This is a genomic window from Sphingomonas sp. PEI4 (assembly GCF_056679955.1).
Genome location: NZ_CM155258.1, coordinates 1,425,868 through 1,446,446, shown reverse-complemented (window position 1 = coordinate 1,446,446; position 20,579 = coordinate 1,425,868). Strand labels below are relative to the sequence as shown.

The window sequence follows — 20,579 nt, the reverse complement described above, 5'->3', positions numbered from 1 at the left end:
GCACGAACGAGGGGAGTGCGTTTCGTGAATATCATCCTTCTTGGACCGCCAGGCGCGGGCAAGGGCACCCAGGCCGCGACGCTCGTCAGCGAACGCGGCATGGTGCAACTTTCGACCGGCGACATTCTGCGTGCAGCGGTCGCCGCCGGAACGCCGGTCGGCCTTCAGGCGAAGTCGGTGATGGCATCGGGCGGTCTCGTCTCGGATGAGATCGTGTCGGGCATTATCGGCGAGCGTCTCGACCAGGCGGATACCGCGAACGGCGTCATCTTCGACGGTTACCCTCGTACTGCGGCACAGGCGGAAGCGCTCGACGGGTTGCTGGCGGCGCGTGGCCGGACGCTCGACTACGTGATCGAGTTGGGCGTCGACGAAGCCGCGCTGATCGACCGCGTCGTCGGCCGCTACACCTGCGCCAAGTGCGGCACGGGCTATCACGATCGCTACAAGAAGCCGGTCGTGGCAGGCGTCTGCGACGTCTGCGGCTCGACCGAGTTCAAGCGTCGTCCCGACGACAACGCGGAAACCGTCCACAACCGGATGGCCGAATATCGCGCGAAGACCGCACCGATCCTGCCGATCTATGACGCACGAGGCCTGGTCCACCGCGTGGATGGCATGGCTGATATCGCGCACGTTGGCTTGGCAATTTCTGCGATTCTTGACGGTAAGTAGGCTTAGATAATCGTAGGTTAGTATGTTCTCCCGCGAAGGCGGGAGCCCAGGCTGGGCTCCCGCCTTCGCGGGAGAACACGATGGCGGATACGACGACCTGACCGCCTGGTCTTCTACCCCCGTCCTCGCGCCCCCGCGGGTCATCGGGCGGCCCCCCTTCCGTCATCCCGGCGAACGCCGGGACCCATGGTAGCGGGATGGGTGATGGTTGTACGCTATCGCCTGGTCCACCGTATCCATGGGTCCCGGCGTTCGCCGGGATGACGGGGATGGGGAGTGGTCCTTTTTTTTCGGATAGCCCTAGCGCTCGCTTCATCGGCGCGAGCCAATACCCGTTGCGCCTGCGACGACATCACAAACCACCACCAACATGACGAAATTGTCACCTCTCGGTCATCGCCCTGACCCCCGCCCGATCCTAGAACCAACCCGTGGCCAGCAACGGCGACGCGAGTTTCCAGAGATCGGTGCCCGTCACTCCCGGGGGTACCGTGGGGGCCGGTGGGAAGGGTTCTTTCCGCCGGCCTTTCCGTTTATGAGGGCCGGCGACAGTGACCGAATTCGTTGGCAGGGAAGGTGATACCGCGTTGAGCCGCAAGATTTTGATCGTCGAGGACGACGCCTCGACATCCGCCTATCTTGCCAAGGGCTTGGCGGAAGCCGGCCACGCGATCGAAGCTTGCGCCGATGGCCGCGATGGCCTGTTCCTCGCCAGCGAAGGCATCTTCGACCTCATCATTGCCGATCGCATGCTGCCCGGACTCGACGGCCTGTCGATGGTCAGCGCGATCCGCGCCGCCGGTATCGCGACTCCCGTCCTGATACTGTCCGCGCTCGCTGCCGTCGACGACCGCGTCGATGGCCTGAAGGCCGGCGCCGACGATTATCTGTGCAAGCCCTTCTCGTTCGCCGAGCTTTCCGCCCGGATCGAGGCCATGCTCCGCCGCTCCGACCGCGCCGCGACCGAACCGCAAAAGACCAAGCTCTCCGTCGGCGATCTTGAAATCGACCTGCTCGCCCGCGCCGTGTCGCGCGCCGGCCGATCGATCCCGCTCGGCGCGCGCGAGTTCAACCTGCTGGAATTTCTCGCTCGCCACGCGGGTCAGGTGGTCACGCGGACGATGATGCTCGAGAAGATCTGGAACTACCATTTCGATCCGGGCTCGAACGTGGTCGACGTCCATATCGGTCGCCTCCGCCGCAAGCTCGAGGACGGCTTCCCCACGCCGATCCTGCACACGGTGCGCGGGGCAGGATACCGGCTCGCCGTCGAAGGCTGATCCGGCGTGGCGATCCGCCTTTCGGTAACCGCCCGGATCGCGCTGCTGTCGATCGCGCTCGCGCTGATCTCGAACCTCGCGCTGGTCGGCTTCGTATGGAAGACCACCAGTGCCGACGCGATCGACGCGATCCGCCGCGAAACCACCGAACAATCCGAGGCCCTGCGCGCGGTATGGCGCAGCGGCGGACTGATCGCGGTTCGGCAGGCGATCGACAGCGCAGTCGTTCCCGGCGACGTCTCGCTGGTGCTGGCGGTTATTGACCCTCAGGGCCGCGCGGTCGTCGGTATCTCGCCCGCGCGTCTCGCCGTCCCCCTTCGCGTCACGCAGTTTCGGATCGCGCGGCTCGGTGCAGACGAACTCTGGTCCGCGCGCGAGACGGGGTACGCGCTGCACCCGCTGGGCAGCTATTGGCTCCTGACCGGCCGCAATCTCGACCTGATCGCTGCGGAGGAGCGCGCGATCGAACGCGCGCTTGCGGTCGCCGTGTTCCTGTCGCTGGCGCTGGGCGTGGTCGGCGGACTGGTTCTCACCCGATACGTGAGTCGCCGGCTTGACGGTATAGCGAAGGCGATAGAGGCCGCCGGCGAGGGCGATCTATCGCGCCGTGTCGACATGATCGCGGGAGGCGGCGACGCATTCGATCGCCTCGCCGCACGGCTCAACGTCATGCTGGGCAAGCTTGAAGGCGTGATGGCCGAACTGCGGATCGTCACCGACAGTTTGGCGCACGATCTCCGCTCACCACTGGCGCGCCTGCGGACCAAGACCGAGCAGGCGGTCCTGATCGCCGATCCCGATGCGCGCGAGGCGGCGCTGGGCGGGCTTCTGGTCGAGACTGACCTCGTCATGCGGATGCTGACGATGGTGATCGAGATCAGCCGCTCGGGCTCGGTCTCGCGTGACCGCTTCATCGAGGTCTCGCCCGCGAACCTGCTCGAAGAGATTGGCGAACTCTACGCCCCCGTTGCGGAAGATGCGGGGTTGGTCTTCACCATCGCGATCGACGATCGGCCGCCACCGATGAAGCTGCACCGCGAACTCATCAGCCAGGCGATCACCAACCTTATCGACAACGCGCTCCGCCACGGCGCGGGGGGCGGCGAGGTGACGCTGCGGATCGTCCACCGCACTGACGGCGTCGCGATCCAGGTCGAGGACCGCGGCCCGGGGATCGCTGCCGCCGATCGTGCGCAGGCGTTGAAGCGCTTCGGTCGCCTCGACAGCGCCCGGTCCACCCCCGGTGCGGGCCTCGGCATGGCGCTGATCGAAGCCGTCGCGCGGCTGCACGACGGCCATTTCGAACTCGCCGACAACGCCCCCGGCCTGATCGCCCGCATAGTCCTCCCCCTCTGATCCTCCCCCGCCAGAGGGAGGTGGCTGGCGCTTGCCAGACGGAGGGGAAGGAAAGGATAACCTCTGTTCCGTGTCCTCCCGTCCGTCGCTTCGCGCCACCTCCCCCGGCGCAGAGGATCGTTTGCGGCAATCGGTTGACCGGAGCCGCGACGGAAGCGAGACCGTCCGCATGACGACCTTAGCATCCCACCGCCGCATCCTTGCCGCCAGCCTGGTCGGTACCGCGGTCGAGTTCTACGATTTCTACATCTATGCGACCGCAGCCGCGCTGGTGTTCGGCCCGCTGTTCTTTTCGGGGCAGTCCGCCTCGGCACAGTTGCTGCTGAGCTATGCCACGTTCGGGCTCGCCTTCGTCGCCCGTCCGGTCGGCGCGATCGTGTTCGGGCATTTCGGCGACCGGGTCGGGCGCAAGTCCACGCTCGTCGCATCGCTGCTGCTGATGGGTGGATCAACGGTCGGGATCGCGTTCCTGCCGACCTATGCGCAGGTCGGCTGGATCGCCCCTGCGTTGCTCTGTTTGATGCGGCTGGGGCAAGGACTGGGGCTGGGCGGTGAGTGGGGAGGGGCGGCGTTGCTTGCGGTCGAGAACGCGCCGGCGCACCGCAAGAACACCTGGGGCATGTTTCCGCCGCTGGGTGCACCGGTCGGGTTTCTTGCCGCGAACGGGCTGTTCCTGATTATCGGGCTGGTGCTCGACGAGGCGCAATTCCTAGCCTGGGGCTGGCGCATTCCATTCCTGCTGAGCGCGATTCTGGTCGGGCTCGGCCTGTGGGTGCGGCTGAAGCTGACCGAGACACCTGCCTTCCTGGAAGCGGAAGCGACCGAGGCGTTGCCCAAGGTGCCGATCGCGACGTTGCTGACGAAGCATCTGCGCGCTACGCTGGCTGGTACGTTCGGCGTCATCGCGTGCTTCGCGCTGTTCTATCTCGCGACGGCGTTCGCGCTTGGGTACGGCACCAAGACGCTCGGCTATTCTCGCGAGGCATTCCTGTCGGTCGAACTGGTCGCGATCTGGTTTCTTGCAGGCGGCGTGATCGTGGCCAGCGTGCTGGCAGACCGGCATTCCGCTGCACGGATGCTCGCGATCGGGTTTGCCGGCTGCATCGGCGTCGGCGCACTGATGGGGCCGATGCTGGGCTCGGGATCGCTGTTCACGGTGTGGCTATGGCTTTCGGGCGCGCTGTTCGTGATGGGGTTCGCCTATGGCCCGCTTGGCGGATGGCTGCCGAGCCTGTTCCCGGCGGGGGTGCGCTACACCGGCGTGTCGATGACGTTCAACCTTGGCGGCGTGCTGGGCGGTGCGCTCGCGCCGATCGTGGCAGAGGCGCTTGCGCCGCGCGGACTGTGGCTGGTCGGCGGGTATCTGATGGCGGCGGGGGCGTTGAGCCTTGGCGGGCTGCTGATCCTGGGCCGTACCCCGCAGAACTAGTATGTTCCCGCGAAGGCGGGAGCCCAGTCTGGGCTCCCGCCTTCGCGGGAGAACATTAGGCGGGCCGCAACAGCGTCAGCCGCGCCTTGCCGTGCACGCGCGCTGCGTCGACCTCGAAGCCGGCCAGTTCCACGACCTCGGCCTTTGCCGTCTCCAGGCTGATCCACGTCGCCGGTCCGACCCAACCGAGCCGCGACAGCTTGTCGAGCGCAACCAGCCCGGCACCGGTGTTGTACGGCGGGTCCATCAGGATCACGTCGAGCGGCGCGGGCGCGGGTCCGAGCGCCATTACCGAGGTGGCGCGGACATCACCGCGGATTTCCAGCTTGGCCAGGTTGGCCTTCAGCGCAGCGACCGCAAGCTTGTCCGACTCGACGAACATGCAGGTCGCCGCACCGCGCGAGAGAGCCTCGATCCCCAGCGCCCCCGAGCCGGCGAACAGATCGGCGACCGCCAACCCATCGAAGCTCCCCACGCGACTGGTCAGCATCGAGAACAATGTCTCGCGCATACGGTCGGCGGTGGGACGGGTGGAATCACCCTTGGGCGCGACGATCGGGCGTCCGCGCCATTGGCCTGCGATGATCCGCATCAGCGCTTCCCTCCACGTGGTGCACGGGGCGGATGACCGCGCCCTCCCGACGGACCCTTGCCGGGCGCTGTAGGACGAGTCCCCCGTTCTGGCCGTGCAGGCGCTTCGCGCACCGGCCGCGGTTCGGCACCCGGACGCCCGGACGCACTGCGCGCGGCACGCTTGTCGAGCGAATTGCGTCCGCGCGAATCATCCGCCTGGGGACGGAAACCACGCTGCGGCTCCTGACGCTGCGGCGTATCGCCGCGACGCGGCGTGGCTGTGCCACCCGCGCCGACCCGCGACGGGGCTGCACGATCCCGCGGCGGCTTGGCAGCGCGGAAATGCTTGATCTTCGGGTTGGTGCTCAGTTCCTCGCCGCGATCCGCCCGTTCCTGGCGGACGTACGGCTTGGACGTTTCGCCGCTGGTCGGCCGTGCATGATGCGTCCCGGCCGAGCGCGCAGCGTTGCGCGCATCCGGCCGCGCCCAGGGATCGTTCACGTCGCCGCGCTGCATCGCCGCAGTCGGACGGATCCGCTCGGGCCGCGCAGACCGCGACGGACGATCGGTCGGCACCGTGCCGCTGGAAAAGCCCGAACTCGCGGGAGCCGTATACGGGCTGCGGACCGGGGCACGCGCACCGCCGGTAGCAGGCCGCGCCCCTTGAGCCGGCCGCGCACCCGTCGCAGGTCGCCCGGTCGGCGCAGGACGGACGGCATTGCTGCCCCGCTGGCTCGACCGCGCACCGATCCCGGCACCCGCGCCGGCACTCGCGCTGATGCCGATGTTCGCCCGCGCACCCGGACCCTCGGGTCGACCCTTGGCGAGCTCCTTCTGGAATGCGACGACGTCGTGCTGGAGCACCTCGCCGATCTGTCCGGGCGGCAGGTCGCCCAGCACGAACGGGCCATAGCGCGTGCGGATCAGGCGCGAGACCTGCAGTCCGAGATGCTCCAGCACGCGCCGGACCTCGCGGTTCTTGCCCTCGGTCAGGATCATCTCGATCCAGACGTTCGCGCCGGTGCGGCGCTCGATATTCGCGTTGATCGAGCCATAGCGGACGCCCTCGATCTCGATCCCCTCGATCAGTTCCTCGAGCTGCGGCTGCGTGATGTTGCCGTAGGCGCGCGCACGATAGGCACGCTCCACGCCCGTCGCGGGCAGTTCGAGCTGGCGCTTGAGCCCACCGTCGGTGGTCATCAGCAACAGCCCCTCGGTATTGAGATCGAGTCGACCGACCGGTACGAGACGCGGCAGGTCCTGCGGCAGGCGATCGTAGATCGTCGTGCGGCCCGCGGGATCGCGCTCGGTGACGAGCAGCCCGGTAGGCTTGTGATACAGGAACAGCCGCGCGGCGCTGGGCGCTTCGACCGGATCGCCATCGACGGTCACACCGGCAAGGTTGCGCAGGATCGTCGCGGGCGTATCGAGCGTGGTGCCGTTGAGCGCGACGCGGCCCTCGGTGATCATCCGCTCGATATCGCGGCGCGAGGCGATTCCGGCGCGGGCGAGCAGCTTGGCGATGCGGTCGCCCTTGATCGGTGGCGCGTTGGCTTCGAGGGCGTTTGCGGGGGAGGTTGCGGGCGCGTCGTTCGACGGGCTGGCAGTCGGGTTATCGTCTTTTGAAGTCGTCATGGCGCGGCTGATACTATGGATCGGCGTCCTGCGCGAAAATTTTTGCGACCGTTCGCCGGTAAACGCGTTAGGACACCCAGGCGTAACGACGATGTATGCGCACTCGGGGGCCTGTCGGCGATGTTGTTCGGGAAGAAGAAGCGGCAAATCGTCCGGCTCCTCGTCGTCGAGGACGAACCGCTGGTGGCGTTCGATACCGAATATTTCCTGACCGACGCGAAGTTCACGATCGTCGCGACGATCGACCGGGTCGCGGAAGCGTTGCCCATTCTCGCGAGCGATACGGTAATCGATCTCGTACTGGTCGACGTAAACCTCGCAGACGGCTCTGGCATAGACGTCGCGCGCGCGGCGCAGGCCCGCGGCGTGCCGGTGATGTTCGTGACGGGAAGCTGCCCGGTCGAGGCGACCACGCTAGCCGCCGGCTGCATGGCCAAGCCGTATATGCCGCGCGACCTCATCGCGGCAATCGAGGCGATCGAAGCGATGCTCGGCGGCGCGAAGCCGAAGCGCGTGCCTGCGGGCTTTACGTTGTTCGAAGCACAAGCCTGACGTTTCCCCCTCGCCTCATCGCCTGACGGGTAGCGTATCGGCGATTTCCCGTTAGGGTCCGCACGAGCGAGTGGGAGCGGAAGTGCGATGGACGGTACCGAAGGCAAGCGCTGGAGCGACGGCTTCCGACCGTATGTGGAGAAGGCGCCGCTGGCTGCGCTGGCGCTCGGGATATCGTCCGGCTTTCCGTATGCGATGATCGGCGCAACGTTGACCACCCGGTTGGCGGCGAGCGGTATCGACAAGAAGACGGTGACGGCATTCAGCCTCGCCTTCCTAGTTTATAACCTGAAATTCCTGTGGGCGTGGGTGGTTGATGGCGTCCGGCTTCCGATCATCGGGAGACTGGGCCAACGCGTGTCATGGCTGATCGTGACGGCCGCTCTCGTCGTCGCGGCGGTTATCAATCTCGCCTTGGTCGATCCCGCGGCGAGCATCGCAGCCACTGCGACCGCGGCCATTCTGGTTGGGGCGGCGGGCGCGACGTTCGACGTCGTGATCGATGCGTTCCGGATCGAGACGCTCGAACCGCGGCAATTGGGTGTCGGCTCCGGTATGAGCCAATATGGCTGGCGGATCGGGTCGGCCGGTGCGGGTGCGCTCGCGCTGGTGGTCGCCGACCGCGCGGGCTGGAGCGCGGCCTATCTGGCGTGCGCGGTCTTCGCATTGCCGGCGGTCCTGGCGGGCCTCGCACTCGGCGAACCCGAACGCCGTCGTCCGCCGATCGAGCGACGCGGGCTTGCCGAAGGATTCCGGGCGATCTCGGGGCCGTTCGTGCAGTTCTTTTCGCGCGAAGGGGCGTTCGTCGTCCTGGCATTCATCCTGATCTTCAAGGTGGGCGATACGCTCGCAAACCTTACATTGCGGTTGTTGTTCGACGATCTGGGTTTCACCGGCGACGAGATCGCGTTCTACGACGTCGGGATCGGCTTCATCGCGTATCTGGTGGGGATATTCATCGGCGGCATCCTGTACGCGCGGATGGGGATGAAGCGCTCCGTGCTGCTGTCGCTGGTCCTGATGGGCGTATCGAACCTGTCCTTCGCGGCGCTCGCGGCGGCGGGGCATTCCAATTTCGGCATGGCGGCGGCGATCGGGTTCGAGAATGCGGCGAGTGGCTTTGGCGGCGTGGTCGTGATCGCCTATTTTTCCGCGTTGTGCGACCTGCGCTTTACCGCCGCGCAGTTCGCGCTGATCTCCGCGGCGGCCAGCATCCTGGGTAGGATCGTGACCGGTACGACGGCCGGCGCGCTGATCGAGGCGATCGGCTATGTCGAGTTCTATCTGCTGACCACCGCCTTGGCGCTGCCGGGCATCGTCCTGTTCTGGTGGATGAGCCGGTCTGGGATGATCGATCGGTCGATCGGCAGCGCGGGCGTCGAGGGTGAAGGCGATGCCCGCGCTGGCGATCCGGTTTAAAGCGTGATCGGGCGGCCTTCGTCGGCAAAGGCCGCGGCGACTGCGGCAGCGCTCGCCAGCACGCCGTCGATGCGGCGGACGCCGAGCAAGTCGGCCATCAGGTAGCGCGCGGTCTCTGGTGCGATCTCGATGCGGGCAAGCACCGACAGCATCGCCGATTCCGCCAGCGTCATCCGCGCGCAGCAGCAGGGGGCGATCGCGATCGTGCCTGCGGAGGTGCCGGCAAGGTCTGCCATCAGCGCCCTGAGCAATACCAGGGGACGACGGAAGCCTTGCCCGAACGCGGTGAACATCGTGTGCGAGGCGCGGGCGTCGGCGAGGCCGTGCGCACCCATCCGCCGCATTGCGAACAAGGCGATTCGCGCGTTTTCACAGGGCGGTAACGCGTGCGGCAGCAACGAGGTCGCGCTGGCGATGGTCTGCGTCGAGGCGGCCGTCGAACTGGCCGTCGAATTGGGGCGGGTATCGGTCATTCACGCGACTCCGTGGTGGTGGCCACAACGTCGCGTGTTAGTTATTGATAGTCAATAGCAATAAGAAGTCAGTCCGGCGGTTGGTCGTTTGCGGCGAGCACTTCACCGGCGAGGTAGAGCGAACCGGCGATCAGCACGAGCTGCGGTCGGTCGGTTTGAGCCGCAATCGAGGCTAGCGCTCCGCTTGGCGTAGCGGCGGTTTCCGCGGTCTTTCCAAATGATCGCGCGAGCGTCGCGAGCGACTCGGTTGCGTGATGCGCGTGGCCTGGGACGGGGATAGTGATGACATGGCCGACTGATGAGGACAGGATACGGACTACCGCCTCGGCATCCTTGTTCGCGAGCATCCCGAGGATCAGCGTCACCGGGCGACCCCTCGCGAGCGTCCTGAGCGCGCGCGCGACCGGTTGCGCGGCGTTGGGATTATGCGCGCCATCGAGCCACAGCTCACTGCCGCCGGGAAGGTGGGCGAGCAGCGGGCCATTCGACAATCGCTGCATGCGCGCAGGCCAGTGCGCCCAGTCGGCGGCGGCGCGCATCGCGGCTTCGGGGATATGCAGCGCGCCCTGATGCCGCAACATGGCGATCGCCAGCGCCAGGTTACGCGACTGGTGCGCGCCGACGAGACGAGGGCGGTTGGTGACGACCGAAAAGCCTTCGTCCTCATACCGGACGGTCGAGCGCGCAGTCTCGCTGGTCCAGGCCGTACCGCGGGCGAATACCGGCGCGCCGGCTGCATCGGCGACGGCGGCGATCTTCGCGCGAAGGGCCTTGGGATAATCCATCGTGACGAGCGGCACACCGGGCTTGGCGATGCCCGCCTTCTCGCCGGCGATCTCCAGCAGCGTGTCGCCAAGGAACGACTGATGGTCGATGCCGAGCGCGGCGATACCGGTGACGACGGGGTTGGGGATGACGTTGGTCGCGTCGAGCCTGCCACCAAGACCGACTTCGACGATCGTCGCGGCCGCAGGCGTGCGTGCGAAGGCGAGGAACGCGGCGGCGGTGGTAACCTCGAAGAAGCTCGCCTGGAGGTCGGCGGCTTGGTCGAGCACCTCCTCCAGCAATGCGGCGAGCAGGTCGTCTTCGATCAGCGATCCGGCGAGGCGGATGCGTTCGTTGAAGCGGACGAGGTGCGGGGAGGAATAGACGTGGACGCTGTGCCCCGCCGCTTCGATCGCCGCGCGCAGGAACGCGCAGGTCGAGCCCTTGCCGTTGGTACCGGCGACGTGGAACACCGGAGGGAGGTTCAGGTGCGGATCGCTGAGGCGCGACAGGAGTGCGGTGATGCGCTCCAGGCCGAGGATATCCGCGCCGGGCGACAGCGCGGTCAGTCGATCGAGCTGGGCTTGCACCGCGGGGGAAGAAGAAACGGCGTGGTCGGGCATTCTAGCTCCCTCTCCCCTCCGGGGAGAGGGCTGGGGTGAGGGGCTGTTCCGGGCGCAGCATTGCTGGGCTGCCCCTCACCCCGACCCTCTCCCCGAAGGGGAGAGGGAGTAGAGATTACGCTGCTTCGCGCGCGCTCAGATACCCGATCACCGTACCGAGCTGCTCGCGCAGGTCCTTCCGGTGGACGACCATGTCGATAAGGCCATGCTCGAGATAATATTCGCTCGTCTGGAAATCCTCGGGCAGCTTCTCGCGAATGGTGCTCTCGATCACCCGCCGGCCAGTAAACGCCAGCGTCGCCTTGGGCTCGGCGATCTGCACGTCGCCCAGCATCGCGTACGCCGCCATCACGCCGCCCGACGTCGGATCGGTCAGCACGACAATGTATGGCAGCCCGGCGTCGTGCAGCATCTGGATCGCGACCGTGCTGCGCGGCATCTGCATCAGGCTGAGGATGCCTTCCTGCATCCGCGCGCCGCCGCTCGCGGTGAAGATCACGTAGGGCACGCGGTCCTCGATCGCGGCCTCGACGCCGCGGACGAACGCTTCCCCGACGGCCAGGCCCATCGAGCCGCCCATGAAGCCGAAATCCTGCACGCCGACGACGACACGGTGGCCGTCGATGCTTCCGCGTGCGTTGATCAGCGCGTCCTGTTCGCTGTTGTCAGTCCGTGCCGCCTTCAGGCGATCGGTATAGCGCTTCTGGTCGCGGAACTTGAGCGGATCCTCGGGCACCTTGGGCGCCGGCAACTCGCTGCAGCTGCCCTCGTCGAACAGTTGTGCGAAGCGAATCTTCGGCCCGATGCGGTCGTGGTGATCGCATTTGGGGCAGACGTAGAGATTATCCTCGAGCTCCTTGGTGAAGACCATCTGCCCGCAGCCCTTGCACTTGTGCCAGAGATTCTCGGGCGTCTCGCGCTTCGCGACGAAGGGCAGGACGTTGCGGACGCTGTTGAGCCAGCTCATGCAGGAACCTTTCGGGCCGAAGCGACGGCATCGGCGAGAGACTTGATATAGGCGCGGACCGGCTCGGCCGCAGCGGCACCGTGCTGTGCGACCAGTTCGACGATTGCGGAACCCACGACGACGCCGTCCGCGACGCGCGCGACGTTCGCCGCCTGCTCAGGAGTGCGAATGCCGAAGCCGACCGCGATCGGGATGTCGGTCTGTGCCTTGAGGCGGGCGACGGCGTCCTCGATCGAGGATTGCTGCGCCTGCTGGAGCCCGGTGATCCCTGCGACCGACACGTAATACAGGAACCCGCTCGCGCCATCGAGCACGGTCGGCAGGCGGGCCGCGTCGGTGGTGGGCGTAGCGAGGCGGATCAGGTCGATCCCGGCGGCACGCAACTGCGGGCCGAGCGCATCGTCCTCCTCGGGCGGTACGTCGACGCAGATCACGCCGTCTACACCGGCCTTCGCAGCCGCATTGGCGAACCAGTCCGCGCCGCGCCGGAGCATCGGGTTGCCGTAGCCCATCAGGACGAGCGGAACGTCCGGGTGGCGCGCGCGGAAGGCGGTAGCGGTGGCGAGGATGTCCGCAGTGCGGGTCCCTTGCGCGAGGCTGCGGATGTTGGCGGCCTGGATCGCGGGGCCGTCGGCCATCGGATCGGTGAACGGCATGCCCAGTTCGATCGCATCCGCCCCGCCCGCGACGAGCGCGTCGAGGATCGGGCCGGTCGCCTCGGTGGTAGGGTCACCTGCGGTAACGAACGCGACGAGCGCGGCGCGGCCGGCGGCGGCGGTGCGGGCGAAGGTGGTGGCGAGGCGGCTCACTTGCCCCCCTGCCGCAAGCGGGAGGGGCTGGGGGTGGGCGCCCGGGTTCCGTTAGTGGTGCGGTTGGCGATAGTAGTGATCCGGCTCGAACCGGCGTTGCCCACGACGTGAGCGCGAGCCCACCCCCGGCCCCTCCCGCGTGCGGGAGGGGGGAAGGACGACGCGATCATATCGCCACCCCGAGTGCTTCGGCGACGGTGAAGATGTCCTTGTCGCCGCGGCCGCACAGATTGGCCAGGATGATCTGGTCCTGCCGCATCTCGCGCGCCTTCTTCGTTACCGTTGCGATCGCGTGGCTCGGCTCCAGCGCGGGGATGATGCCCTCGGTCCGGCACAACAGCTGGAACGCATCGAGCGCTTCGGTGTCGGTCGCGCTGTCATACTGCACGCGGCCGATATCGCGCAGCCATGCATGCTCCGGCCCGATTCCCGGATAGTCCAAGCCGGCCGAGATGGAATGCGCCTCGGTGATCTGGCCGTCCTCATCCTGCAACAGGTAGGTCTTGTTGCCGTGAAGTACGCCCGGGAAGCCCCCGGCGAGGCTCGCCGCATGCTGCTTGTCCAACCCGTGGCCCGCAGCCTCGACGCCAAGCATCTGCACGTCGGCATCGTCTAGGAACGGATGGAACAGCCCGATCGCGTTCGATCCGCCACCGATCGCGGCGACCAGCAGGTCGGGCAGGCGACCGACGCGCGACAGCATCTGCGCGCGTGCCTCTATACCGATGACGCTCTGGAAATCGCGCACCATCTCCGGATACGGATGCGGGCCGGCGGCGGTGCCGATGATGTAGAAGGTGTCGTGGACGTTCGCGACCCAATCGCGCATGCCCTCGTTCATCGCGTCCTTCAGAGTGTGCGCGCCGCTCGTGACAGGCCGCACTTCGGCGCCGAGCAGCTTCATGCGGAACACGTTGGGCGCCTGCCGCTCGACGTCCTTTGCGCCCATGTAGATCACGCAGGGCAGGCCGAATCGCGCGCAGACTGTGGCGGTCGCGACGCCGTGCTGGCCCGCGCCGGTCTCGGCAATGATCCGCGTCTTGCCCATCCGCATCGCGAGCAGGATCTGGCCGATGCAGTTGTTGATCTTGTGCGCGCCGGTGTGGTTGAGTTCGTCGCGCTTGAACCAGACCTGCGCCCCCATGCCTTCGGGGGCGGACTCCCGGAGCGCTTCGGTCAGGCGCTCGGCGTAGTAGAGCGGGCTCGGGCGGCCGACATAATGTTCGAGCAGGTCGTCGAACTGCGCCTTGAACGCCGGGTCGGCCTTGGCGGCGCGGTACGCCTCGTCGAGTTCGAGGACGAGCGGCATCAGCGTCTCGGCGACATAGCGGCCGCCGAACGCGCCGAAATGGCCGCGCTCGTCGGGCTGGGCGCGGTAGGAGTTTGGAGCGAGAGTGGGAGCGTTCATGCGGAGCGCTTTAGCACCTCGGTACGGTGCGCCAAGCCCTTGTATCCCCGTGAAGGCGGGGATCCAGTCTGGGCACCCGCCTTCGCGCGTGAACAACTTAGGAGGTAGTCGCCCTCAGGAACGTCGCGATCTTCGTTTCGTCCTTGGTGCCAGGCCCGCTTTCGACGCCAGACGAGACATCGACCAATTCCGCCCCGGTCCGCCGGATCGCCTCCGCCACGTTGGCCGGGTCAAGCCCACCCGACAGCGCCCAGGGCAGCGGATGCTTGAAGCCCTCCAGCAGGTCCCAGTCGAACCGCAATCCCATCCCGCCCGGCAATGCCGCCGAGTCCGGAGTCTTCGCGTCGTAGAGGATGCGGTTGGCGACTCCCACGAACCCGTGCGCGGCATCGAGATCGCGGCGCGTGCGAACCGCCACCGCGACCCAGGTCTCGATCCCGAACTTCGCACGGATCGCGGCGGCGCGTGGCGGAGCCACCTTGTGGAGTTGCAGCACGTCGAGCGCCGCCGCGCCGATCGCCTGTTCGAGCATGTCGTCCTCCGGATCGACGAACACGCCGACCTTCGCGACGTGCCCCGGTACGCGTGCGGCGAGTTCGGCGGCCTTGGCGAACGTCACGTGGCGAGGGGAGGCGGGAAAGAAGACGAACCCGACATGGCTCGCTCCATGCCGGATCGCGGCGTCGAGCGTCGCGGGGGTAGAGAGGCCGCAGATCTTGGCGGTAGTCATGCTGGTTCCTTCGGCAGCAACACGTCTCGTAATCCCGACTTCGTCAGGATGACGGCGGCCGTTCAGAGCGTCGCGGCCATCGCGCGGGCGGCGGCGTCGGGGTCCTCGGCCTGCGTGATCGGGCGACCGACCACCAGGATGGAGGCGCCGGCGTCGAGCGCCTGGCGCGGCGTAACGACGCGTTTCTGGTCGCCGATCTGGCCATCGGGCAGGCGTACGCCGGGGACGACGAAGAACCCCTTTGGCCAGATCGCCTTGGCCGCGGCAACTTCGGCGCCTGAGCATACGATACCGTCGACGCCCGCCTCGCAGGCGAGTTCGGTCAGGCGCGTGACCTGGTCGTGCGCGCTACCGACCACGCCGGTCGCGGCGAGATCGGACGCGTCCAGGCTCGTCAGCATCGTTACCGCGATGATCTTGGTACCGATCGGTGCCGCTGCCTTGGCATCCTCCAGCATCGCGCGGCCGCCGCTGGCATGGACCGTCAGGATCGCCGGCTTCAGCGCGCCTAGTGCCTGCACCGCCTTGGCGACGGTGTTGGGAATGTCGTGCAGCTTCAGGTCAAGGAAGATCGGCAGGTCGAATTCCGCCATCGCGTGCACGCCGGGCTGGCCATGCGCGGAAAAGAATTCGAGGCCGAGCTTGATCCCGCCGACATGATGGCGAACCCGGGTAGCGATGGCCTTGGCGCGGGCGAGGTCGGGCGTGTCGAGCGCGACGAAGATACGGTTGGTCATCAGGAGACGCTCGGCGGAACGGTGGTGGGCGTAATGGCGGATGGCGTAACGATAGCGGGCGTCTCCGCCGGCCCCGCGACCGGCGGCACCGCAACCACTGTCTCCGGCCGCGGCGTACGCAGGTCCGCCAACGAACGCTCGCACGTCGCAAGGCGCTGACGCAGTCGCCACCGGATCGCGTGATTGTAGATCATCGTCGGGACGAACCCGATCAGGAACGTCACCAGCAGCAGCAGCGGCAGGTTCACGTCGGCGATGAGTCCACCCCAAAGCTGGATCTGTACGGCGTTCCAGTTGCTGATGGTGAACACTGCGGCGACGAACGCCAGCAGGCACCAGAACAGGATTTTCAGGAACTGCATGTGGCCACCTCTATCGCGTCCCTCGGTGCCGAAGCGCCGATGGGGACCCGAGAGCTACCGCCAGATCGCCCGTTTGGCCAGTCTTCTACCGAACAAGTGCGGCCTTCAGCCGATTTCAGTACGCAACTGCGCGATCAGCGGCAGTATCGTGGTCAGCCTCGGCTCCTCCTCGTCGAGAATTGCGAGGAACGCCGAGCGCTTGATCGCGGCAACGCGGCCGGGCTTCATCCGCACCGTCTGCGGCAATGTCGAGACTGTGATGTCGATCATGCGCTCGGCTCCGTGAAGGCGACCCCAGAGATAATCATTCTCGCGGTAGGTGCGGCTGAAGAACGCGCCGAACGTCCCGAACTGGATGCCCTTCAATGTCGCCTCCGCACCCCCGGACCGGATCGAGGTCGCATCGTCCGGCGCGATCCGGTCGACCTTGATCGGGTCGAACTCGTCGAGTCCTTCGCCCTGCAGCAGCGGCAGGGTCGCCGTATCGAAATACGGGAAGCCGAGATAGGCGAGCAACAGCGTCCGCCGCGTCGACTTGGCGAGTGCGGCGAACGCCGCCGCCAGCCGCTGGTCGGTCTCCGCATCGAGCCGATCCAGGTCGAACGTCCGGCCGAGCGTTTCCAGTACGGCGGTGGCGTCGCCTCTCATGGCGCGCACCGGATCGTGCAGCCCGACATGCATTTCGCCCCGCAACCGATCGAGATACGGCGACAACGACTCGTAGATCGCGTCGCGCATCGGCCCCAGTTCGGGCTCATCGGCGGCCGTTTCCACCTCCGACAGGCGCCGCGCCATCAACCGCAACCGACGGATGCGGAAGCCGATGTCGAAGGTTCGCAGGAACGCGATCGACGCAGCACTTGCGCCGCCCGGATGCCCCGAACCGAGCAGGTCCGCGCCCGATGCAGCGACATGCGCGACGATCGCGGCTCGGATTTGTGCCAATCGCCGCGGCCGGTGGTGCTCCCCGGCATCGAACATCAGCAACGCCAGCGTCTCGATCACCGCGCTACGTTTCAGATGGCCATACGCGACGAAACCATAGCCCGAACTTGCAGCCGCCGCCTTCTGCGCGCGACGCCGCCACGCGATGAGCCGCGGTGCGGTCGGCCGGTCGAGGAACAGCGTGTGGCCGAACAGCGACTCGACGTCGGCCTCCACCTCGGGACGGATCGCGGTCAGGATGCCGCGCATCCGGTCGATCCGGGCGGAGCGTTCGGCGATCGCCTCCAGATTGTCGCGGATCGGTTGCTGGCGCGGAATGTCGCTGATCGCGCCGATGATCGTCTGGAAGAACCCCGGCGTCCCGCCACCGCGATTGAGCCGGAGCTTGATGTCGGGCGAGGGGTCTATGTAGATGAAACGCCGGTCGATCTGGCGGCGTGCGGGGCGTTCCTTCAGCGCATCGAGCGCAGGCCGGAACGGCGCGTTGGCAAGTACCGAGCCGTCGATCAGCACGGCGTTCTCGGCTGCGTTGGCCGCGGTATGACGAGGGAGGACACGCGCAAGGAAGCTGCCGCGTTCCGGCCAGGCGATCTTGCGGTCCTTCAGCACGCCGTCGAGTTCGGCCACCGTGAACGGCGGAAATGCGCCCGGGAAACTCGACGTCGCCCGCGCTGCAAAGGCGAGCTCGCCAGAAGGCGCGAGCGTATCGCAAACGCCACCATTATCCGTGAAGTCGACCATCAGGCGGTGTTCGGTCTCCACCACTTCGGGCGGGGAGTTAAGCTGCAATCGTTCCGGGTGGCCCGAGAAATCGGTCACCGTCACGAACAGGTCCAATGGTTGGCCCAGCGGCAACAGCCGCGGCCCGCGTTCGCTCGCCGCCATCGCATCGAACGCGTCGAGCAACAGGTTGGTAAAGGTCTTGCCGCCGAACGGAGGCTCGAACCAGCGCGATCGGATGAAGTGCGACAGCTTGGTCCGCACCTCCTCCCGCGTGGGCTCGTCCAGCGCATCGACCTTGTCGGTACTGCGCCCTGCCGCCATCCACGCCAGCGGCATCGCCCAGGCCTTCGAGAACCGCGACTTGGGTGCCGCCTCGGTATCGATCAGCGCCTCGACGTCGGCGGACGTCATCCAGAGGTCGGTCAGCGGATCGAGGCTCTGTCCGGTCGCGATCGCCTGCGCGAGGAAGATGCCGTTGATCCCGCCCGCGCTGGCGCCCGCGATGATGTCGGCCAGGACTCGGACCCGGATCGCGCCGTGATCCTCGATCTCCTGGAGCAGCGCGTGATAGACGCCCTCGCTGCCGCCCTTCGGCGTTTCGCCGTCGTGGAAGGCGCGGCTCGCGCGGACCAGCCGCCAGATCTCCTTGGTGATGCCGTGCATGTAGACCGCCAGGCTGATCCCGCCATAGCAGACGAGCGCGAGGCGCAGTTCTTTCTCGCGCATTCCTACATCCTCGTCGCGGTGGCGATCACGGGGTTTGCGGCCCTTCCGGCTTCAGGGTCATCGGCTCCAGCATAGCCCAGATCGGCAGATGATCCGACGCTTTGCGCGCAGCCGCGCTCGCATGCACGCCGCAATCGACGATCTTAAGGTCGTCCGACACCATGATCCGGTCGAGCCGCGCGACCGCGCGCCGCGAATGGAAACTCGCGCCCGTCTCTGCAAACGAATAGTCGCGCCCGAAATCGCGCAGGCAGCCGGCACCCGCGCTCCATTCGTTCAGATCCCCCATCAGTACGGTCGGATGGCGATGCGTGCAGGTATCGACATGGTTCAGGATGGCAGCCGCCTGCTTGCGCCGCCAAAGCCCGGACAGATCCAGATGCATGCCGAGCACCCGGATCGTATCTTCTCCGAACCGTATGTCCGCCTTTACGGCCCCGCGCGGTTCGAGTGCGGGTAGATGTATCGCCTCGCCGTCGATGACTTTCGCAGACTTGCGGACGAGAATGACGTTGCCGTGCCAGCCCATGCTCAGCGACCGCAGGCCGAAATCGACCGGGGTCCAATCGCTATGCTCCTCGAGCAGATGGTGCGGGAGGACGCAGGCCTTCGCACCGAACCGCCGATCTGCCTCTTGGAGCGCGATCACGTCCGCATCGATCTCGCGCAGGACCTCGACCACACGTTCGGGATTGCGCCGACGGTCGAGCCCGATGCCCTTGTGGATATTGTAGCTGGCGACCTTGATCATGCGTTGGCCCTATAACGCGACGGGCACGATACGGGTTGCAGAATGACGGCGCGCGACATGCAAAAGGCACGGGCCGTCGATCGCTGGAAGAATTACGCCGCCGCTCTCCCGCCGTGGAGCAGAGCCGCGCGCCCTGCGTTCTATGTCCAGATGATGGGGGAATGCTGTGCGTTTTAGTTTGATCGGTGCATCGCTGCTGGCGATGACGTGTGCACTTTCGGCTTGCGAGGTTAACACCACCACGGCGGGGACGAACCAGCAAGAACCGGCAGTGGTCCCGGCGGGCACGCCAACGGGATGGACCACCACCACCGCCGGGCAGTTGCGCAAGGCAATCGCGGCGCGCGGCGCTCACGGCCTCGACCGGATGAGTTTCGATGCGAGCGCGCAACCCGGTGCCGGCGACGATGCCTTGACCCAGGCTGCGCTGGCATACGGCAAGGCGCTGTCGCAGGGCGCGACCGATCCGACCAAGTTGTTCGACGTCTATACCGTGCCGCGTCCTCAGGTGGACCTTGGCCGTGGTCTCGCCGCGGCGCTTCAGGCCGGCGATGTCGGCAAATGGCTCGCGGGGCTGGCGCCGCAGGACGGGAATTACGTTCGCCTGTCCAAGGCCTATCTCGCGACGTCGAAATGGGAGCAGACCCCGGCATCCGCGATTCCCGACACCGGCAAGCCGATCAAGCCCGGCGAATCCGATCCGCGCGTGGCTGCAATCGCGCATCAGCTGGTCGCGTTCGACTATCTCGACAAGGCGGCGGCGCAGGGCGATCGCCTGACCCCGGCGATGATCCTCGCGATCAGGAAGATGCAGGCCGACTACGGCATCAAGCCCGACGGCATGATCGGCAGCGCAGCACTGGGCATCCTCAACCTGTCCGATGCCGATCGGGCGCGAGCTATCGCGGTCAATATGGAGAGGCTCCGCTGGCTCGATCGCAACGCGCCGACCACGCGGATCGACGTCAACCTCGCGGCGGCACGACTGAGCTATTGGCGCGATGGCAAGCTGGTGGACAGCCGCAAGGTCGTGGTCGGCGAACCCGGCAAGGAAACCCCGCAGCTCGGCTCGCCGATCTTCCGCCTCGTCGCCAATCCGACCTGGACGGTGCCTCGCTCGGTCGAGAAGAAGGAGATAACCGGCAAGGGCGCAGGATACCTCCGCGCCAATAACCTGGCGTGGAAGGATGGTTGGCTCGTCCAACAGTCAGGACCCAAGAACTCGCTCGGCCTCGTCAAATTCGACATGACGAACGATCATGCGATCTACCTCCACGATACGCCCGCCAAGCAGTTGTTCGCCGAAATCCAGCGCCAGCGCAGCCATGGTTGTGTTCGCGTCGAGGATGCGCTCGGGTTTGCCGAGATGCTGGCGAAGGACGAAGGCGTTACCGATCAGTGGCATCAGGCGCGCGCGACCGGTAAGGAGACGTTCGTAAAGCTACCTAAGGAAATTCCGGTCCGGTTGCTGTACCAGACGGTGCTGTTCGACGACGCCGGCGAACCGGTGATCCGCGCCGATCCTTACGGCTGGAACGACCGGGTCGCCGTAGCGCTAGGCCTTGGTTCGAGCGCGACCTACAAGCCGACTGCACGCGACGCCGACGTAGGCCCGTAAATTCGCCGGTCGGTCGAGGAGGG

Annotated in this window: 18 protein-coding genes and 1 pseudogene; 7 read left to right on the top strand and 12 right to left on the bottom strand. The window is 66.8% G+C overall.

Annotation, left to right across the window (positions count from 1 at the left end; translation table 11 throughout):
- The first annotated feature begins 24 nt into the window (after window positions 1–24).
- The 4 genes from AC1MLZ_RS06505 (at window position 25) to AC1MLZ_RS06490 (ending at window position 4,740) form a co-directional block, all read left to right on the top strand.
- Entirely contained in the window at window positions 25–675 is a 651-nt protein-coding gene (locus AC1MLZ_RS06505; protein ID WP_480960927.1) for an adenylate kinase, read from the top strand.
- Between the two features lie 587 nt (window positions 676–1,262).
- On the top strand, window positions 1,263–1,955 hold the full coding sequence (locus AC1MLZ_RS06500; protein ID WP_353468787.1) for a winged helix-turn-helix domain-containing protein: 693 nt from the start codon (window positions 1,263–1,265) through the stop codon (window positions 1,953–1,955).
- Window positions 1,956–1,961: 6 nt separating this feature from the next.
- Window positions 1,962–3,311 carry a sensor histidine kinase gene (locus AC1MLZ_RS06495; RefSeq protein ID WP_480960926.1) on the top strand — a complete coding sequence of 450 codons (1,350 nt, stop codon included), beginning with the start codon at window positions 1,962–1,964 and terminating at the stop codon, window positions 3,309–3,311.
- Window positions 3,312–3,480: 169 nt separating this feature from the next.
- The gene (locus AC1MLZ_RS06490; RefSeq protein ID WP_480960925.1) at window positions 3,481–4,740 is read left to right on the top strand and encodes an MFS transporter; all 1,260 of its coding nucleotides are present in this window, start codon (window positions 3,481–3,483) and stop codon (window positions 4,738–4,740) included.
- A gap of 55 nt (window positions 4,741–4,795) precedes the next feature.
- Here AC1MLZ_RS06490 and rsmD read toward each other — a convergent pair whose 3' ends face one another.
- Entirely contained in the window at window positions 4,796–5,332 is a 537-nt protein-coding gene (gene rsmD, locus AC1MLZ_RS06485; RefSeq protein ID WP_480960924.1) for a 16S rRNA (guanine(966)-N(2))-methyltransferase RsmD, read from the bottom strand.
- 806 nt (window positions 5,333–6,138) lie between these two features.
- Window positions 6,139–7,041, bottom strand: a pseudogene (locus AC1MLZ_RS06480) (pseudouridine synthase); the annotation flags it as partial.
- A gap of 27 nt (window positions 7,042–7,068) precedes the next feature.
- Between AC1MLZ_RS06480 and AC1MLZ_RS06475 the strand changes: the two are divergent.
- Together AC1MLZ_RS06475 and AC1MLZ_RS06470 are read left to right on the top strand one after the other, a co-directional pair.
- Window positions 7,069–7,500 carry a response regulator gene (locus AC1MLZ_RS06475; RefSeq protein WP_480960923.1) on the top strand — a complete coding sequence of 144 codons (432 nt, stop codon included), beginning with the start codon at window positions 7,069–7,071 and terminating at the stop codon, window positions 7,498–7,500.
- Between the two features lie 87 nt (window positions 7,501–7,587).
- Window positions 7,588–8,919 (top strand): AmpG family muropeptide MFS transporter, encoded by a 1,332-nt coding sequence (locus tag AC1MLZ_RS06470; RefSeq protein WP_480960922.1) that lies wholly within the window; start codon window positions 7,588–7,590, stop codon window positions 8,917–8,919.
- On the opposite strand, the gene AC1MLZ_RS06465 is transcribed toward AC1MLZ_RS06470, so the two are convergent.
- The 10 genes from AC1MLZ_RS06465 to AC1MLZ_RS06420 form a co-directional block, all read right to left on the bottom strand.
- A complete protein-coding gene (locus AC1MLZ_RS06465) occupies window positions 8,916–9,392 on the bottom strand; it encodes a DUF6628 family protein (RefSeq protein ID WP_480960921.1) in 477 nt (158 codons plus the stop codon). The genes AC1MLZ_RS06470 and AC1MLZ_RS06465 overlap by 4 nt on opposite strands.
- A 68-nt stretch (window positions 9,393–9,460) precedes the next feature.
- Window positions 9,461–10,780: a bifunctional folylpolyglutamate synthase/dihydrofolate synthase gene (locus AC1MLZ_RS06460; RefSeq protein WP_480960920.1), complete on the bottom strand. Its 1,320-nt coding sequence runs from the start codon at window positions 10,778–10,780 to the stop codon at window positions 9,461–9,463.
- Between the two features lie 115 nt (window positions 10,781–10,895).
- Window positions 10,896–11,747, bottom strand: coding sequence for an acetyl-CoA carboxylase, carboxyltransferase subunit beta (gene accD / locus AC1MLZ_RS06455; RefSeq protein ID WP_480960919.1), 852 nt, complete (start codon window positions 11,745–11,747; stop codon window positions 10,896–10,898).
- Window positions 11,744–12,556, bottom strand: coding sequence for a tryptophan synthase subunit alpha (trpA, locus tag AC1MLZ_RS06450; RefSeq protein ID WP_480960918.1), 813 nt, complete (start codon window positions 12,554–12,556; stop codon window positions 11,744–11,746). The genes accD and trpA overlap by 4 nt, the downstream gene beginning before the upstream one ends.
- Before the next feature lie 166 nt (window positions 12,557–12,722).
- Complete coding sequence (trpB, locus tag AC1MLZ_RS06445; protein ID WP_480960917.1) at window positions 12,723–13,964, bottom strand: tryptophan synthase subunit beta; 1,242 nt, start codon at window positions 13,962–13,964, stop codon at window positions 12,723–12,725.
- A 97-nt stretch (window positions 13,965–14,061) separates the two neighbouring features.
- On the bottom strand, window positions 14,062–14,694 hold the full coding sequence (locus tag AC1MLZ_RS06440; protein WP_480960916.1) for a phosphoribosylanthranilate isomerase: 633 nt from the start codon (window positions 14,692–14,694) through the stop codon (window positions 14,062–14,064).
- Window positions 14,695–14,756: 62 nt separating this feature from the next.
- Complete coding sequence (pyrF, locus tag AC1MLZ_RS06435) at window positions 14,757–15,431, bottom strand: orotidine-5'-phosphate decarboxylase (RefSeq protein ID WP_480960915.1); 675 nt, start codon at window positions 15,429–15,431, stop codon at window positions 14,757–14,759.
- On the bottom strand, window positions 15,431–15,793 hold the full coding sequence (locus tag AC1MLZ_RS06430; protein WP_480960914.1) for a hypothetical protein: 363 nt from the start codon (window positions 15,791–15,793) through the stop codon (window positions 15,431–15,433). Before AC1MLZ_RS06430 ends, pyrF begins: the two co-directional genes overlap by 1 nt.
- A gap of 105 nt (window positions 15,794–15,898) precedes the next feature.
- Entirely contained in the window at window positions 15,899–18,187 is a 2,289-nt protein-coding gene (locus AC1MLZ_RS06425; RefSeq protein ID WP_480960913.1) for a patatin-like protein, read from the bottom strand.
- Window positions 18,188–18,212: 25 nt separating this feature from the next.
- Complete coding sequence (locus tag AC1MLZ_RS06420; RefSeq protein ID WP_480960912.1) at window positions 18,213–18,938, bottom strand: endonuclease/exonuclease/phosphatase family protein; 726 nt, start codon at window positions 18,936–18,938, stop codon at window positions 18,213–18,215.
- 166 nt (window positions 18,939–19,104) lie between these two features.
- Here AC1MLZ_RS06420 and AC1MLZ_RS06415 point away from each other — a divergent pair, with 166 nt between their 5' ends.
- Complete coding sequence (locus tag AC1MLZ_RS06415; RefSeq protein ID WP_480960911.1) at window positions 19,105–20,556, top strand: L,D-transpeptidase family protein; 1,452 nt, start codon at window positions 19,105–19,107, stop codon at window positions 20,554–20,556.
- The last annotated feature ends 23 nt before the right edge of the window (window positions 20,557–20,579 follow it).

Bases quoted from the DNA above. Each gene is read 5' to 3' on its own strand.
- AC1MLZ_RS06490 (WP_480960925.1), top strand. From the start codon at position 3,481: ATGACGACCTTAGCATCCCACCGCCGCATCCTTGCCGCCAGCCTGGTC.
- rsmD (WP_480960924.1), bottom strand. From the start codon at position 5,332: ATGCGGATCATCGCAGGCCAATGGCGCGGACGCCCGATCGTCGCGCCC.
- AC1MLZ_RS06475 (WP_480960923.1), top strand. From the start codon at position 7,069: ATGTTGTTCGGGAAGAAGAAGCGGCAAATCGTCCGGCTCCTCGTCGTC.
- AC1MLZ_RS06470 (WP_480960922.1), top strand. From the start codon at position 7,588: ATGGACGGTACCGAAGGCAAGCGCTGGAGCGACGGCTTCCGACCGTAT.
- AC1MLZ_RS06465 (WP_480960921.1), bottom strand. From the start codon at position 9,392: ATGACCGATACCCGCCCCAATTCGACGGCCAGTTCGACGGCCGCCTCG.
- AC1MLZ_RS06460 (WP_480960920.1), bottom strand. From the start codon at position 10,780: ATGCCCGACCACGCCGTTTCTTCTTCCCCCGCGGTGCAAGCCCAGCTC.
- accD (WP_480960919.1), bottom strand. From the start codon at position 11,747: ATGAGCTGGCTCAACAGCGTCCGCAACGTCCTGCCCTTCGTCGCGAAG.
- trpB (WP_480960917.1), bottom strand. From the start codon at position 13,964: ATGAACGCTCCCACTCTCGCTCCAAACTCCTACCGCGCCCAGCCCGAC.
- AC1MLZ_RS06440 (WP_480960916.1), bottom strand. From the start codon at position 14,694: ATGACTACCGCCAAGATCTGCGGCCTCTCTACCCCCGCGACGCTCGAC.
- pyrF (WP_480960915.1), bottom strand. From the start codon at position 15,431: ATGACCAACCGTATCTTCGTCGCGCTCGACACGCCCGACCTCGCCCGC.
- AC1MLZ_RS06430 (WP_480960914.1), bottom strand. From the start codon at position 15,793: ATGCAGTTCCTGAAAATCCTGTTCTGGTGCCTGCTGGCGTTCGTCGCC.
- AC1MLZ_RS06425 (WP_480960913.1), bottom strand. From the start codon at position 18,187: ATGCGCGAGAAAGAACTGCGCCTCGCGCTCGTCTGCTATGGCGGGATC.
- AC1MLZ_RS06420 (WP_480960912.1), bottom strand. From the start codon at position 18,938: ATGATCAAGGTCGCCAGCTACAATATCCACAAGGGCATCGGGCTCGAC.